Source organism: [Mycobacterium] stephanolepidis, assembly GCF_002356335.1.
In the GTDB taxonomy this organism is placed as follows: Bacteria; Actinomycetota; Actinomycetes; order Mycobacteriales; family Mycobacteriaceae; genus Mycobacterium; species Mycobacterium stephanolepidis.
Map to the genome: position 1 here is coordinate 4,134,548 of NZ_AP018165.1, position 15,916 is coordinate 4,150,463.

Consider the following 15,916-nt stretch of genomic DNA (forward strand, 5'->3'; position numbering starts at 1 on the left):
GGGTGGCAATCTATAAAGATCCGAGCGGACGGGCCGCAGGCCCTGGCGCGCTCAAGTTGCGCGGGCTTGCCCTGGCACTGGTGGTCGCCGCGAGCTGCTACTCGCTCTACCAATCCGGCATCGGCAGCTATGGCGATCCCTTCGAGCTCACTCTGATCACCAACACCATTGGTGAGGGCATGGGTCCCGGGGGCGAGGTGAAGTACCGCGGCTACAACATTGGCAAGGTCAAATCGCTGCAGACCACCGGGTACAACAGGCAGCGGATGACGGTGCTCCTCGATGGCCGGCAAGCCAAGGCGCTCGCGGCCGATACCAAGGCGCGCTTCACCTCGTCGAACATCTTTGGCACCGCCGCCGTCGAGCTCGTCAGTAACGGGGTCGGCGAACCGCTGAAACCCGGTGGGGTGCTGGAGATTAGCAGTGACGTCGAGGCGGCATCCATCACCGGATTCCTCCGGCTGGGTCAGCGACTGGGCTCGATCCTGGATAGCCGCGAATTCAACGCGATCATCGCAACATTCGAGCGGCACGCCGACCTGACCGGCCCGGTCGTGAAGTCCTTCTGGGATCTGTTCGCGATGATCACCGATTCTCAGACAGTGCCCTTCTCCAAAACGCTGGCGGTCATGGCCTCATTGATCGAGGGCACCAACGAATTTGTGCCCGTCATCGGGTCCACCAACAAGCTGTTGGACAGCCTCGACCTCATAGTGGGGCCGGGCAACACCGAACGGGCTTCTGCCGCACTAGGTTCGCTGTCGGATCTGCTAAAGGCGGCCGGCGACGGATTGCACGCGAACAACGATTGGCTGGTTCCGCTTATCCGATCGATCATGGATATGGCGGTTCCGTTCACCTACTTCTTGGGCAGCCTCGCCCCGGCCTACGACCGACTCAACGGGCTGCTTGACCGCACCACCTCCGCCTTCCCCATCGACAACGGCAAGGTGCGCCTCAACGTCCAGCTGATCATGGACACCGCCCCCGGGCTTGCCGCGGCATTGCCGATGGCACCCGATGGACAATCCGCCATTGAGCCGACCGCTGGAGGACAGCGATGAAACGGATTGCACTTATCATGACGGGCCTCACCGCGATTCTCGCGGTAGCAGTGGTGCTCGCCCTGATCATTGTGAATGCCCTGCGCACCCCGGTGAACGGCCCAGTCCGCCGCTTCGACGCACTGTTCACCGACGCCTCAGGGCTTATCATCGGCAACGATGTGCGCATCTCCGGAGTACAGGTAGGCAAGGTAGAAGAAATCTATCTCGACGGTAAGAACGCGCGGGTCACGTTCAACGTACTGACGGACCATCCGCTCTACCAGAACACCACCGTGGCGATCAGATACCAGTCCCTGGTCGGTCAGCGGTACGTCGAAATCGCGCAAGCGCCCACACCTAACGCACCACTGGCATCCGGCGCGACGATACCGCTCGGGCAGACCATTCCCTCATTCGATATCGCCAAGCTGTTCAACGGTTTTCGCCCCATATTCGAAACGCTCGACCCCGCTCAGTTCAACCGGCTGACCGAGAACATCCTGCAACTCATCCAAGGCGACCAACGTGGCATCGGGCCGATTCTGCGGGATATAGATGCCGTGCTCAAGCTCTCGGTCGACCGTCAGGCAGCTCTACAGGCCATCATCACGAATCTGGGCGATATCTCGAGGGAGCTGGGCGGCACCTCAAATCAGCTGTTCTACTTGATCAACGACCTCAACGATGTCTTGGCGCCGTTCGAGGCGAAGGCCGACGAGTTCAACCGAGCTGGCGCGGATGCACTGCCGATTTTGCGGGGATGGGTCAGCATGCTGCGGTACATCGAGAACACGATGGACGGAGCCCAGCTCCCCCTGTACGACCTGGCCAGCCGCACCACTCCGGGGACACCAACCATCATGGCCGGGCTATCACTGATCCCAGACCTTGTGCAGGGCATGCGCGATGCTTTGATCGAAGAGAAGACAGCACCCCCAACCGCTTTCGAATGCAAGAACGGGATCGTCAAAATGCCCGGCATCGGTGAGGTCTCCTTCGCCAACCAGGATTTGGTGGTGTGCAAGTGAGCTCCCTCAGAGAGATCTTCGCGCAAAACCATCCCATCCTCAACGAACACGAGGCAGCCAAGCGCAGTCGCCGCAACGGACTGATCGGGGCCCTGGTCATCGCCTCGGTATTGGCAGCAACAGGAGTGGCCTTCGTTAACACCAACGGCATGGAGACCTACGCAGTGCACCTGCGGGCCTCCGGAGGGCTGCGTGCCGGCGACGATGTTCGAATCGCCGGCATCTCGGTAGGCAAGGTGTCAACCGTGAGCATCGACAGATCCTTGGTAAAGGCCACCTTTACGGTGAATCACTCTGTCCCGGTCGGATCCGAGTCGCGTACCGACGTCCGCATGCTCACTCCCCTGGGCGGGCACTATCTGGCCCTCTACCCGGAAGGCAGCACGCCGCTGGGAGGCACACCCATCCCGCCCGAGCGCACGAGCATCCCCTTTGAGATCAACGAGTTGTTCCAGGAGTTCACGCCTGTGGTGAAAAAGGTGGACGCCAAGGTCATCCACGACAGCCTGATGGAAGTTGCGAACGCAGTTGACAAGTACCCCAATGGTTTACGCGACTTTTTACAGTCGTCCCAGACTCTCATCAGAGCGCTTGAACCCACCACCGAGGATTTTCACGCCACGCTGAACTATGCCAATGAGTATCTGCGGGCCTTCAAAACAGGCAAGGAACAACTCGCCAGGATAGTCATCACGCTGTCCAAACTCGGTGCCAAATACAGCAAGTCCACGACCGACCTAATAGAAGTGTTCGTACTACTAAGGGATCTCATCCGGCTTTTCAATCGATTTTTCGAGGCATACGCCCGCGATTACGAGCCCATGCTCAACGGGCTCGATGACATCGTCGACACCCTGACCAAATACCCCGAGAAGCTCGGCAAAGCCGCCGAACAGTGGGGCCAACTCGTTGGTATCGTCCTGCCCATGCTCAGCGGCAACGGCATCACCATCAACGAGAATGACCGGGTGATCCCAGGGCAAGACGTTTGCCTACCGCACTTCTTCAGGTTCTGTTGAGGCCCTCGATGACACAGCCAACGTTTGTTAGCAGCATTCGGACCCGTCTTGCGGGTATGCGCCCCGCCGCGCGCGCGGGCCTGGTGAACGCCGTCGGTGTGGTAGTCGTCGCGGTGCTGGCCATCACCGGGATGTTCTTTGCTCGCAGCGTATTTCCCGCTGCCAAGAACGTGGTGATGCCCTACCTGGGGAATGCCCACATTCCGTTCCTGGACGACACCCGAGCTCTCTGCGCGAATTTCCGCGACGGGTCCGGGTTGTACAAAGGCAACAAAGTTCTGCTTCTCGGTGTCGAGATCGGCACGGTGACCGCGGTCACCAACAAGCCCGACCACGTTGAGGTCGACTTCGAAATTCCGCAAGACATGGAGCTGCCTGCCGATGTGGGCGCAGCCAGCTATTCGCAATCGGTGATCACCAACCGCAGTATCGAACTCACCCGATCATGGAGTGAGGGGCCCAAATTCGCCGGTGACCAATGCATCCCGACAGCGAACACCAGAACACCGGTGACCGTCACCGAGTCGTTCTCCGCCATAGGCGAACTCGCCGACACGCTGATGCAAGCAGCGCCCGGGCAGGATCCCTCGAACTCGCCCGGCGTGCAGGCACTCAACAAGACCCTCAAGGGAGCGGCCAGATCACTCGACGGCGTGGGCCCCGGGTTCAAGGAGATGCTCAACAACCTCACCACGATGGTGGGCGATCCCTACAAAGCCGACGCCGACTACCGGCAGCTGTTCGAGAACAGCGCAATCGTTACCTCGAACTGGCTGCAATACTGGAACGAGTTCGCGGGTGTGGTGACCTCGCTACCCGATACCGCCCGTCTGATCGCAGGCATTTCGGAGAACTTCTCGGTCGGCCTCGGCTACCTGACGGCACTCCTTCCAACACTGAACGGCATGGTGCAACGTGCTGCAGGCCGGCTCTACAAGAACGTCTTCGACAAGCTGGTGCCCTGGATACGCGACATCCTCAACGCCTACACCCCGCATATCCTCACGTTCTTCAACACCTTGCCACCGGTGATCAATTGGCTGGCCGATGACATCTATCTGCCGAACACGAAGACCCACGGTGTCACCTATGTTCCTCCGCGCGTTGCCATCTCACCCGAGCAGGCCAGCACCATCTGCCAGAACCTGCGCGACCGCAACACCCCCGGTTCCCAGGCGGCATGTGCACCGGGCACCGCCTCGGACCCCGTGACCCTCGGTTTGACGAATCTGATCATGGGGACAGCACTGTCATGATTCGACGCGTACTGATCCTCCTGTTCGCCGCGGCATTCGCGGTAGTCCCGGCGTGTTCCACGGGGGCGTTGGATCCCACCAAGATGCCGATGCCCGGCTCGTACATACCCAAGAACACCTACCGCCTCAAGATCGAATTCTCCAGCGTGCTCAATCTGCCCGGACGGGCGAAGGTCGACTCGGGCGGCGTGCAGGTAGGCCTGTTGGACCGGGTGGAGCTCAAAGGCACGACCCCCGTCGTATACGTCGACATCGACGGCGGCGCGAAGTTCCCGCGGAACGTCAAGGCCGAACTCCGACAAGCCACCGTGCTCGGCGACATCTACATCGCCATGATCTCGCCCACCGATCCTGCCCCGACACATCTTAAGGACGGCGACACCATCGCCCTGTCCAACACCGTCCCTGCTGCCAACGTCGAAGATCTCATGCGGTCCATGTCAAACCTCATCGGCGGAGGCAGCCTCAACACCATGCAAACCACCGTCGCGAACATGAACAGCTCCTTCCCCCCGCCGGAGGAGCTCGACCGAATCCACCGCGCGCTGGCAGGAATCGTCAATGACCTGTCCAACAATCAGGACACCCTCAACAAAATCCTGACCAACATGCAAGCCGTCAGCGAGTCATTCCGAGCCAATAAGGGAACGTACCGACGGCTGCTTGCCGAGGGCCCAACCAAGCTGCCCTCACTGGCCAAAGTGGTGCTAAACCTTAGCGATCTGATCATCAATAGCGCCGAGTTCGCGCGACAGTTGAACCCGATCCTCGACTACCCCAACCTCATGCAAATCCTGTCCTATCCCACGCCATTCATCCACAGCGCCTCGACCACAGACACCACCATCCCGGTCCTGGGCGACAAGATGGTCCGAACCATCCGAGACAGGATCATCCCGTTCTTCAAGGATGGCGGTCCCAAGTACACCGTGACCGACATCCAAACTCCCGATGGCACATTGGGAGTCAGCCCCGGGGAACGCGCCGACTCGGTTATCCGGAACATGCAGACGATGGGGCTGGTGCGATGAGGCTCAGTGTCCTATTTACCCTCGCCGTGCTCTCGATCATCTCCCTCATCGGAGCCGTCTACATGGCCTTCGGCGTCCTGGACATCGCCTCCACCAACAAGACCAATCACATGACGCTCATGCTGGAAAGCTCCGGCGGGCTGATGTCCACCTCCCAGGTCACCCTGCGAGGAATCAAAGTCGGCCGGGTCACCAACATTCAGGCGACCCCATCGGGGTTGGCGATCTCGATGGCCCTCGACAGCGGCTACCCCATTCCCGTCGACAGCAAGGTCAGCGTCCAGAACCTCTCCGCTGCGGGAGAGCAGTACGTGGAGTTCAAACCCGCTCGCATCGAACCCCCCTACTACAGCGACGGAGCCGTGATCCCGGCGTCGAAGGCAGCACCGGTTTACACCGTGAGTGATCTACTGCAAAAGGGCAACGCACTGATGCAGGCCATGAACGCCGACGACCTGGAAATCACGCTCAACAACGTGGCGGCCGGATTCGTCGACAACACCAAGACCATCGATCAGTTGGCCATCTCGGCAAGGCTATTCGCACAAATGGTCAAGGACGACAAGCATTACCTAGCCGAGGTCATCGGCAACACGTCAACCCTGACCAACGGACTCGGTGAGATCCGCGCCGGCGATATCTTGAAGCAGTCCGCCACGACCATTCCGGGCAGCCTGGACGGTCTGGCATCCCTGGTGAAGGTCATCGAAAAGCTCGAACCGCTCGTCGAAGCAGGCATGGGCGATGGGAAGCCCCTGACGGATCTGGTCGAAAAACTCTTCGACTACATCAACGCACTGTCCGAACCTATGTCGGAATTCGCGACGGTCCTCGAACCCATCGCCGCCCCGCTGCGCGACGTCAAACTGGACGCCGGTCACTGGCTGGACTTCTGGGACTCCACCTTCAACAACCAAGGCGGACTACGCATCCATCTCGGGGTGCCCGAATGGCCACAGCCCGACACACCCCGGCCCGGGTCAACGCCGCCATCGCAGTCGGCTGCCACTCCACCCGCCCCCAAACCCACATCGGCACCACAAACGGCAACAGCAGGAAGGCCCGGATCATGACCGACATCGACGATCGCACACTCACCCTCGATGACGCAGATCCCGATGAACTCGCGGAATCGGAGACCAAGTCCACCACCGATTCCGCCGAGACCGAATCTGACGCGGAACCGAAAGCCAAGCGGGTAAAGCGGGCCAAGGCCGTTGAACAAGAAGCGGATCCAGCCGAAAGCGATAGCGCTCCCAATATCTGGAAGTGGATCACCTTCGGTCTGCTCGCGTTGGGAATCGTGGGCGCGGTCCTCGGCGGCTGGCAGTATCAGAAGTTGTCCGATGCCCTCGCCGCCACGCGCGCCGGCGACACCGAACGCACCGCGGCCACCGACGCGGCGTCGGCGTATGCGATGAAATCGCTCACCTATAGCTTCGAAGACCCCGACGGCTTCTTCAAGAACGTCAAAGAGAACGCGGCAGAACCGCTCAAGAACAAGTACAGCGATGCCGAGAAGCTACTCAAGGCCATCATGCTGCAAGCCCAGGTGACATCCAAGGGCGAGGTCATCGCCGCGGATGCCGTTGCCCAGCAGAATGGCATCTACCAGGTGGTGGTCACCACCCGGCAGACCACCCGGAACGTACAGAACCCGGAACCGCGGGCAACCACCCTGGTTCTGCAGATCACGGTCAAGAAGGATGGCGACAGCTGGCAGGTGACCGATATCGGCCCCAAGAACGCCAACTCGACCGGCACCATCATGCACCCCGGCGACCAGAAGCTGCTTCCCGACGAGACGGCACCCGGTAAGGCGCCAGCGCCCGCCCTTCCGCCGCTGCCCACGCTCCCCGGTCAGAAGTAGGCGATGTCCCGGCACATAGGTGGTCTGGGTGCGGGTATAGCCGCTGCCGCCCTGCTGGTTTCGGCGCAGACGGTCCACCCCGTGGCCGTGGCACGAGCTGCTTTGCCGCCATGTCCGAGCAGAGCGACCGTAATCGTCCCGGAAAGCCCTAGAGCACATACAGATTGCCGGCTGTCTGCGGCCGACGGCACCGGAATCACCTTCGATGTGGAGTATTGGCGCCCGCATCCCGACAACAACGACGCACCAGACTATCCGCCGCTGTCAGCCCGGGTAACCATCAAAGACGCCGCCGGTAACAGGCTGCAAGAAGTGAACGAGCTACTGGAGCCGTCAAGCCCCTCGCCTGCCGGTCTGCAGGACATCGACGGAGACGGTCGCGACGAGATGATCATCCCGATATCGACCCGGGTCATGAATGGTGCTGTCAACACCCGATTTTCCGTATGGCGAGCCGAGAAGAACACCACCCACTTCGAGCGGGTCCAGATGTTCGGGCAGGCCGTCTACCCCAGTGGCGACGGGTACATCGTGGTCAACAGCGGCGCGTTCTCCAGCCGCGACCTGGATTTCTACCTGCCCACCGCGGCCGGTTACACCCACATCATCACGCTCACGATGACCGCCGAAGAGGTCGACCTGAATACCCGCAAGGTGCTCGCCGCAAGCTGCATGGTGCATAAGCAGTCCGGCCTGGGCGCCATCGACATGGACTGGCAGGATTCGCCGGTATTCTGTGATTCTCCTGCGGCCAAGTCGATTTGGCCGGATGCCGAGCGCGTGGAAACCAATAGACGAGTGCAGGGCCGCTAAGCCCTACACCGCATCCCGGGATATGTCCGTGTCTTCCAGGAGCGCGATGAGCGACCGCACACCCGGCCCGGAAACCCCACGCGAACACCACCCGTAGGAGGGGCTGGAGCCAGCGCAAGGGCAACCCGGAAACGAAACGCGGGGTTATCGCAACAGTCCAATCGACGGTGCATCCGTCGGGAGTGCTGGTCAGCACGTAGTCCTCGGCCCATAGCTGCAACAGGGGCCGGGTTCCCGCCACCGCCGAGTAGGCGAATCGGTGCGGCGCCTCATACCGCCAGAATCTCTCTCGCTGGATCCACAGGAACCGCCGCGGTGCCGACACGGTGCCCATCTCTCGCTCCATGCCCACTCGCCGGCGCGGTTCGTCGTAGCGCACGCCGCACCCGAAAGACAGCCACGACCAGGCATGGTCACTGTCCAGAACCGCCCACACCTGACCACGTGGCGCATCGAAGGCGTGGGAGGTGCGCAACACGACGGCTGCCGATTCGAACGCGGAATCGTCCGACATCGGGATCCGATACTTGGGGGCGAGCATCGGCCACCCCATCCTCAGACCACTACCTGTGAATCATTCAGGACTGCCGTGGAATCGACACTCTGATTCTGTTGCGCATACCGGTAGTCGTCGGCCGGGAACTTCTTCGCCGCCCGGCGGGCCTGCAAGGTCGTGGTCGGCCGTAGCAGCGGTACATCATCGTCGGCGTTCTTCCAGTACGACCGCACACCTCGATTGAGTTCGGTGAAGTAGTACTTCAGATTCCGCCCGTTGCGCAGCATGAGTTGGTGGAAACGGTCCAGTGCCTCCTGGCGCACCTCCATGCGGCTGGCGCCACGTTCTCCCGCCAGGGAGATGGCCCGGACGATGTGCGTGACGGCGGTATCCGCCAGACCGTGCCATCCGCCGTTGCCGGTCCAGGAGTAGGGCCCGACGATAATCCAGCGGTTGGGGAAGCCGGTGATCGAGACGCTCTCGTACGCCTGCATACCGCGACTGTTGAAGAAGTCCCCGAGGTCACGGCCACCCGCACCGGTCACGCGTCCTCGCTTGTAGGAGGCCGGTTCGGAGAACAGATCGAAACCTGTTGCGGTGATCAGGAAATCGACCTCGTACACTGTCCCGTCCGAGGTCTTGACTCCCTCGGGAACCACCTCGGCGATCGACGTTGTGATCAGTGAGCAGTGCGGCTTGTTGAAGACCCGCGGAAAGGCGGAGTTGAGAGTTGGCCGGTTCCCCAGCGGCCCGAAGGAGGGGAGAAGATCCCGCGCGACCTGCCTATCCTTCACCACCGCACGCAGGTACGCCCCGTACAGTGCACGCCCGGCGGCATCGAAGCCCCGCATCAACGGCCGCATCACCGCGCCCGGAGTGTGAATCAGGAACCACAGACCCAGGCTTCCACCGAGCAGGGCTCCCCACTCGATCACCGAGAACAATCCGGGGATGCGAAGCGCCCATTGGGCAATCGCCGGAATCCGGAAGTCGGGTTTGGGGATGCAGTAGACGGGTGTCCGCTGGAACACCACCAGCGATTCGGTCTCGTCGGCGATGGCGCCGCACAATTGGACGCCGGTCGCTCCGGTGCCTATCACCGCCACGCGCTTGCCGCTCACGTCGTGCTCCGGCAGCCACTGTACGGGCGTCACGCGGGTACCGGAGAAGTTCTCGAGCCCCTTGATGCCGGGCTGCTTGGGATCGAAGAAGGGGCCGATCGCCGAGATCACGAACCGCGCGGTGATCACCGATCCGCCAGCGAGATTCAGTCGCCACCAGTGGTTCTCTTCATCCCACTCCTCGTTGCGCACGTCGATGCCGAAACGGAAGTGCGGCCGCAGATTGAACCGTTCGGCGACCTGCCGGTGGTAGGCCTGTACTTCGGCTCCGGGCGCAAAAACGCGAGACCACTTCGGATTGCGCAGAAACGGGAACTGGTAGATCACCGACGGGATGTCAACGGCGATCCCGGGATACACATTGTCGCGCCAGGTCCCGCCCAGGTCCGCGGCCCGGTCGAGGATCACGAAGTCCTCGATACCCGCCTGCTGCAGGCGCACCCCGGCGCACAGGCCTCCGATACCCGCACCGATCACGACGACGTGATGATCGGGAACTGATGTGGTCATGAGGACTCCTCACTCGATGTCCGATATGGACTGCTCACTGACAATTCCGGCGTTGAAAGCGACGGGCCTCCGGTCACCCACCTGTGCATGTAGAACGTTGTGGTCCGCCACCGGCGTCCGAAGGGAATCCGCACCGGGATCCTGGCCAGGATGACGCGCCCTCCGGCCAGGGCCACCAACTCGCTTCGGGTGAGGTCCCACACGAACCACCGCACCAGGGGCAGTGCGGCGGTAGTGACGGCACGATTCATCTTTCCCGGCGGAAGATGCCAGTCCAGCAGGGTAATCCAGTGCCCAGGCGTCTTTGAGTCCTCGATGGTCACAGTGCGGAAATCGAACACCTCTTCCCCACGGTATCCCGCGGGGCGCGGATAGCCGGGGAACATCAGGCGCCACACCCAGCGGAACTCGCGGTGCGTGTTCGAGATCCCGCAGCGGCCGCCGTCGGAGAACCGATGCCCCTGCCACCAGCGTCCGAGCCCCTGCCTCAACAGCGAATCGACCAGTCGGCCGTACGGGCTGGCCAGGTACCTGGCCTGCGTCAGGCCGTCTGCGCCATCCAGTGGAGTTCCCATCAGGAAGACCGCCTCCAGCGCCGCGAGATCCCCCGCCCTGCCCAGTTCATCGAGCCATTGCCACGTCAGATCCGCCGCATGGCCCGGGTCGGACTGGTCTAATCTCGCCAGTCCGGCCCGGACCCCCTCCGACGCCGCCGCGGCACGACGTTGGTGCCCCCCTCAACGGGCCGCCCTATCGGACACCGCAACGATCCCCATCACAAACGGCATGGACACAGGTCTCCTTCTCGAGGGCTTGACTAGTTCACCTGTACGGCGGTGATTTCGGCCACGGGGGTGCGACCCCCCGATGCCGGCAACCGGTCGAAGCGAAAGTCATCGAGCGGGAAGCGTTTACTCGCACGCGTCGACTGGTACGCCGTGGTGGGGCGCAGGAATGAGAAGTCGCCATGGCGGTCGATGTAATAGGAGTTGGCGTTGACACATGCACGCCCGTGCATGAGCGTCGATTCCGCCTTGGGCGCAATGAAATCGAAGAATCGGTTGTTGGCGTCTTCGGTTACCGCGAAGGCGGTGGCGCCACGCTTGCGCGCCTCGGTGATAACCCGCACGGCGATGCGCGTCGCGTTTTCCACCATCACATGCCAGGAGCTGCCACTCCACGCGAACGGCCCGAAAACCATGAAGGTGTTGGGCAGTTGGGGCATGGTGACACCCTCATACGCCCTGGCACGATTGTTCTCGTAGTAGTCGGCCAGGTCGAAGCCATTGCGCCCCTTGACGGGGCGGGCACGATAGACCTCGGGGCTCTGGGACATCTCGAACCCCGTCGCCAGAACCAGGACATCGATATCGCGGTGCGCACCGTCCGCCGTGACGATACCCGTCGGGGTGATCTTGGCGATCGGATCGGTCACCAGGTCTACATGAGGCTGGGTGAACGTGCGGTAGTAGATGTTCGAGACACTCGGGCGCTTGCACCCGAATCCATATGTGGGTGTGAGCTTCTTGCGCAACTCACGATCGCGAACCTGGCTGAAGAGAAATGCCCGGCAAGCCCAGTTCGGAATGAGGGTTATCGGCGCAATCTGCTTGCCGTATACCGTGATCGCCACCAGGCCGACCTCGACTGCGGCGGCCGCGATCCCCCGGATCAGGGATTGCAGTCCCGGTACGTACTTCAACGCCCAGCGCGCGATGCGCGGTATCGGGAAGTCGGGCTTGGCGAAAACCCAGATCGCCCGGCGCTGGTAGACGTCCACGTGTGCGGCCACCCGCGCCATCTGCGGAATGAGCTGAACCGAGGTTGCTCCGGTGCCGATCACCGCCACCCGCTTACCCTGCAGATCGAAGTCGTGGTCCCAGTTCTGTGTCTGGATCACCTTGCCCGCAAAGGAATCCAGACCCGGGATATCCGGCACCTTCGGCTCAACAAATGCGCCGACCGCGGTGATGACGAACCTGGACGTGATGACCCGGCCGTCGGCGAGGGTGAGGTGCCACAGGTGGTTGTCCTCGTCCCATACCCGTTTCATGACCTCGTGGCCCAACCGCAGGTGGTCGTTGAGGCGGTACTGATCGACCAGGCTTGCGATGTATTGCTGCACTTCCCGGCCTTTGGGAAAAGTGCGGGACCAGTTGGGGTTTTTTGCGAAGGAGAACTGGTACACGATTCCCGGGACATCCACTGCCACATCAGGATAGTGATTGTTGTACCAGGTGCCACCGATGCCCGCGGACCGCTCCAGGATGACGAAATCGGTCAGGCCGGCACGCTTCAATCCGATGGCGGCGCCGAGCCCGCCGATCCCAGCACCGATGATGACGGTCTCGTGCTCGGGGGTACTCATATCGTCGCCTCGACCTGCCGGTCGATTCGGCCGTCATACTCGCTGCGGGCGCTCCGGTCTACCGGTCCGACCGTCCTGTCCGCATTCACGACCCGCCGGCCCAGCAGCCACAGCCACTCGGGAATCAGATGCTGTAACCGCAGCGCGAGGACCGTACCTCGCGGGGAACCGACCACTGCCGGCCGGTTGCGCACGGTCCCGACCGCGTCGCGTGCCACCCAGCTGGGGGGAATGATGCCCAGTTTCTCCCACCACTTGAACGGAATACCGTCGACGAGCTGGGTGCGGACGGCCGCCGGCATGACTGTCGAGATGGTCACGCCGGTACCGACCAGCTCCTCGCGGGCGCTGCGCGCGAACCCGGTGGCGGCATGCTTCGAGGCGACGTAACTGGCCAGGCCCGGTGAATGAATGGCGCCCGCCGCCGATGTCACATTGATGAAATGCCCTCTGCCCCGGGCTATCATCCGCGGGGCGAGCACCTGATAGGAGATGTAGTGGCTCCAGAAGTTGACGCGCATCGTGGCCTCGGCCACACCCCGGGACTCTTCCAACAGCGGTCCCACAGGCATGATGCCCGCGTTGTTCACCACGATGTCGATCGGCCCGACGGTGTCCTCAACCTCGGCGACAACACACCGATAGTCATCGGACTCGCCCACATCCAGCGCGAAACCTCTTGCATCCGAACCAATCTCCCGCGCAGCCAGGGCAGCGGCGTCACCGTCGAGGTCGGCGATGACCACCCGTGCGCCCTCACGCGCCAGCCGGTGGGCGATAGACAGCCCGATACCGCGCGCGCCGCCGGTGACCAACGCCACGGCGCCGTCGATCTGAATCTCGGTGAACTTCATGCGACCTGCCGTCCAACATGAGCCCTGACGAACGCCGAGATCTCCCCCACGGCCGCCCTCGCATCGGGGAGCACATCCGCGGCGATCTGGAAATCGTGCACTTGATTCCTCCATATCTGCAGTTCGACAGGCACTCCGGCCTCGGCGAGCCGAGCAGCCGCGAATTCGGCGTCAGGGCGCAGGATCTCGTCGCTGCCCACCTGAAGAAGTGTTGGCGGTAGGCAAGCCAGCGTGGCCGCGGCGCCCTCGACGAAGCTGTCGAGGACCCTGAGTCCGGCGGTGGCCGTCTCCCCCGACATCATGAGGCGCTCCATCGCGATCAGCGCCGCCCGCGGGAACAACGGGTCGTTGGATTGCGCGGCCAGCACGAGCTTGCCTGCCGGGTCACGCTGCACCAGAGGCGAAATGCACACCAGGGCGCCGGGCGATTCCAGCCCGCGACGCTGCGCGATCAGACTCGCGGCCAGGGCAAGAAATCCACCCGCGGAATCCCCGGCGATGACGATCTCCGAAGGCTGGTAGCCCATGTCGATGAGGTATCGGTAACCGTCGAGCGCGTCTTCGACCGCCGAGGAGACCGGGTGCCCCGGCAGCTTGCGGTAGTTGACGGCAAGCGAGGTGACGCCCGCACTCGTGACAATGCGCGAGACCAGCCTGCGGTGCGTGTTCAGTCCCCCGACCACAAATGCCCCGCCATGCAGAAAGAGCATGGCGCCGTGTGACGAACCGCCTCCGGCAGACATGAGCTCGGCCTCGCAGTGGGTGAGCCGCACCCGGACACGACGCACTCCCCGAACGGGCCGCAGCACGACCGCCGCGAGGTCGATGACTCGGTACGGCCACGGCAAATACGGAAAGCGTGCCCACAGCGCAATCACCGGATACGCGAAGAGGCGGATGGCCAACCGTCCCAATCGCAACAGAACCGTCAGCGAGCCTCGCTCGGAGCGAGTGAGCTCCAGACGCTCCGGATGCAGCGGCACCACGTTGGCCGTCATCGGCGCTCCTCGGTGATCTCGAACACGGGCAGGTGTTTTATAGACTGACATGCCATTCACAAAAATACAAGACGGCATTCCCACCTACGCCGAGTCGGCTGTTATCGCTGTTGAGCCCAGCTTTCTATGGCGCGGCCCATGGAGGTGGCGGTGTCGGCCATGCCGAGATACTCGCGCGCAATCGCCGACCAGGGCGCCTCTGCACCGAGCCTGCCGAGGAGTGCGGCCACACACATTTCCGTGCGCCGCGCCATCGCATGCGTCTCCACCAAACGCTGATTGCGGATGCCGTCATAGAACCTGGACGACGGCAGTACGGCATCGGCAACCGAGCGCCGTGCGATATCCGGCGTCATCCGCAAGATCCCGTCTCCGAGATGCCAGCTACTGACCGCGCGGATGTACTCGGTGGCGGCACTACGCTCCATGGCCTCCGGGTCTGCCAGGAATCCCGCGGCCACCGCAAGCTCGAATGCCTGGTCGTCATCTCCGGAGAGCAGCGCCCGAAACACCTTGCGCTGCACCTCGGCGTCCTCGTAGTCCATATCCATGCACAGTCCGAAGTCCACGAAACCGACCCGCCCGTCGGGAAGCAACATGATGTTGCCGGGATGTGGGTCGGCGCAGAAGAATCCGGTTCGGTACATCTCACCGCAATAGAAGCGATAGATCGCCTCCCCCGCCAGGTCCCGGACCGGCTGATCCTGTTCGGCAATGCCATCGAATGCCATACCGTCGAGGTACTCGGTCACCAGGACATGTTCGGTGCACAGTTGTGCGATCGGTTCGGGGATGCGCCACGCCGGATGCCCCTGGAACGCATCGAAAATCCGCTGATGGTGGGCCAGCTCGGCCCGGTAATCCACTTCCTTCATCATCTGCCGCTGCACTTCCGCGACGATGGCCTGGGTGTTGCTCGCCGGCATCTTCTTCGCCGCCAGCTTGGTGACCAGCTGAAGATTCTTCAGATCCGCTCGGACCTTGGACGCGATATCCGGGTACTGGATCTTGACCGCGACCATCCGGCCGTCGTCAAGTTGGCCGCGGTACACCTGCCCGATCGAGGCCGAGGCGATGGCACCGGCATCGAGGCTCACGATCCGGGCACGCAGCTCACCCAGCTCGCGTTCCAGCGCCCCGTGCATCGTCTCGTCGGGAATCCTTGGGGCATTGTCGAACAGGGGCGCAAGCCGGGCGGTGAACTCGTCTCTGGCCGATGTAGATGTGATGCCCACATCCACCACAGAAAGCAGCTGGCCAAGTTTTTGCGCGGCGCCCTTCATCGAGCCCGCGACGGCCACCAGATCATCGGCGAACCGCAGAATATCGGCGTCCCGCCGGGCCGCGACGTCCGCCGAGACCGGTTTCATCGCCGTCGTTATCGCCGAGCGGACGGCGTGACCGGCGACAACCTTTCCCAGTGCCGCCGCCCTCTTCGCGCGCAGCGGCATACCAGCTCGAGTTGCGTTGGCCTCGTTGTCAACTGGTTCGCCGATGGGATACTCC

The 15,916-nt window shown here is 62.6% G+C and carries 14 protein-coding genes and 1 pseudogene; 8 read left to right on the forward strand and 7 right to left on the reverse strand.

The genetic code is table 11. The features are described from left to right. Positions 1–2: 2 nt before the first annotated feature. The 8 genes from MSTE_RS20700 to MSTE_RS20735 are packed head-to-tail and all read left to right on the forward strand — an operon-like array spanning position 3 to position 8,063. A complete protein-coding gene (locus MSTE_RS20700) occupies positions 3–1,064 on the forward strand; it encodes an MlaD family protein (protein WP_096504022.1) in 1,062 nt (353 codons plus the stop codon). After that, positions 1,061–2,074, forward strand: a complete 1,014-nt coding sequence (locus tag MSTE_RS20705; RefSeq protein ID WP_096504024.1) for an MlaD family protein — start codon at positions 1,061–1,063, stop codon at positions 2,072–2,074. The genes MSTE_RS20700 and MSTE_RS20705 overlap by 4 nt, the downstream gene beginning before the upstream one ends. Then, positions 2,065–3,093 (forward strand): MCE family protein, encoded by a 1,029-nt coding sequence (locus MSTE_RS20710; RefSeq protein ID WP_162291479.1) that lies wholly within the window; start codon positions 2,065–2,067, stop codon positions 3,091–3,093. Before MSTE_RS20705 ends, MSTE_RS20710 begins: the two co-directional genes overlap by 10 nt. A gap of 8 nt (positions 3,094–3,101) precedes the next feature. Beyond that, the gene (locus tag MSTE_RS20715; protein ID WP_162291480.1) at positions 3,102–4,349 is read left to right on the forward strand and encodes an MlaD family protein; all 1,248 of its coding nucleotides are present in this window, start codon (positions 3,102–3,104) and stop codon (positions 4,347–4,349) included. Continuing rightward, positions 4,346–5,380, forward strand: a complete 1,035-nt coding sequence (locus tag MSTE_RS20720; RefSeq protein WP_096504028.1) for an MlaD family protein — start codon at positions 4,346–4,348, stop codon at positions 5,378–5,380. The genes MSTE_RS20715 and MSTE_RS20720 overlap by 4 nt, the downstream gene beginning before the upstream one ends. Next, complete coding sequence (locus MSTE_RS20725; protein WP_096504030.1) at positions 5,377–6,453, forward strand: MlaD family protein; 1,077 nt, start codon at positions 5,377–5,379, stop codon at positions 6,451–6,453. Before MSTE_RS20720 ends, MSTE_RS20725 begins: the two co-directional genes overlap by 4 nt. Beyond that, positions 6,450–7,250, forward strand: a complete 801-nt coding sequence (locus MSTE_RS20730; RefSeq protein ID WP_096504032.1) for a hypothetical protein — start codon at positions 6,450–6,452, stop codon at positions 7,248–7,250. Before MSTE_RS20725 ends, MSTE_RS20730 begins: the two co-directional genes overlap by 4 nt. Positions 7,251–7,253: 3 nt before the next feature. Next, positions 7,254–8,063 carry a hypothetical protein gene (locus tag MSTE_RS20735; RefSeq protein ID WP_096504034.1) on the forward strand — a complete coding sequence of 270 codons (810 nt, stop codon included), beginning with the start codon at positions 7,254–7,256 and terminating at the stop codon, positions 8,061–8,063. Positions 8,064–8,066: 3 nt separating this feature from the next. Here the strand turns inward: MSTE_RS20735 and MSTE_RS20740 are convergent. The 7 genes and pseudogenes from MSTE_RS20740 to MSTE_RS20770 form a co-directional block, all read right to left on the reverse strand. Next, positions 8,067–8,604: pseudogene (locus tag MSTE_RS20740) on the reverse strand (SRPBCC family protein). A gap of 14 nt (positions 8,605–8,618) precedes the next feature. Then, a complete protein-coding gene (locus MSTE_RS20745; protein ID WP_096504036.1) occupies positions 8,619–10,190 on the reverse strand; it encodes a flavin-containing monooxygenase in 1,572 nt (523 codons plus the stop codon). Continuing rightward, on the reverse strand, positions 10,187–10,876 hold the full coding sequence (locus MSTE_RS20750) for a hypothetical protein (RefSeq protein ID WP_096504038.1): 690 nt from the start codon (positions 10,874–10,876) through the stop codon (positions 10,187–10,189). The genes MSTE_RS20745 and MSTE_RS20750 overlap by 4 nt, the downstream gene beginning before the upstream one ends. 131 nt (positions 10,877–11,007) lie before the next feature. Continuing rightward, positions 11,008–12,558 (reverse strand): flavin-containing monooxygenase, encoded by a 1,551-nt coding sequence (locus tag MSTE_RS20755; protein WP_096504040.1) that lies wholly within the window; start codon positions 12,556–12,558, stop codon positions 11,008–11,010. Next, on the reverse strand, positions 12,555–13,412 hold the full coding sequence (locus MSTE_RS20760) for an SDR family NAD(P)-dependent oxidoreductase (RefSeq protein ID WP_096504042.1): 858 nt from the start codon (positions 13,410–13,412) through the stop codon (positions 12,555–12,557). The genes MSTE_RS20755 and MSTE_RS20760 overlap by 4 nt, the downstream gene beginning before the upstream one ends. Then, a complete protein-coding gene (locus MSTE_RS20765; RefSeq protein ID WP_096504044.1) occupies positions 13,409–14,410 on the reverse strand; it encodes an alpha/beta hydrolase in 1,002 nt (333 codons plus the stop codon). The genes MSTE_RS20760 and MSTE_RS20765 overlap by 4 nt, the downstream gene beginning before the upstream one ends. Positions 14,411–14,511: 101 nt before the next feature. Then, positions 14,512–15,861 carry an ABC1 kinase family protein gene (locus MSTE_RS20770; RefSeq protein ID WP_162291701.1) on the reverse strand — a complete coding sequence of 450 codons (1,350 nt, stop codon included), beginning with the start codon at positions 15,859–15,861 and terminating at the stop codon, positions 14,512–14,514. Between the last annotated feature and the right edge of the window lie 55 nt (positions 15,862–15,916).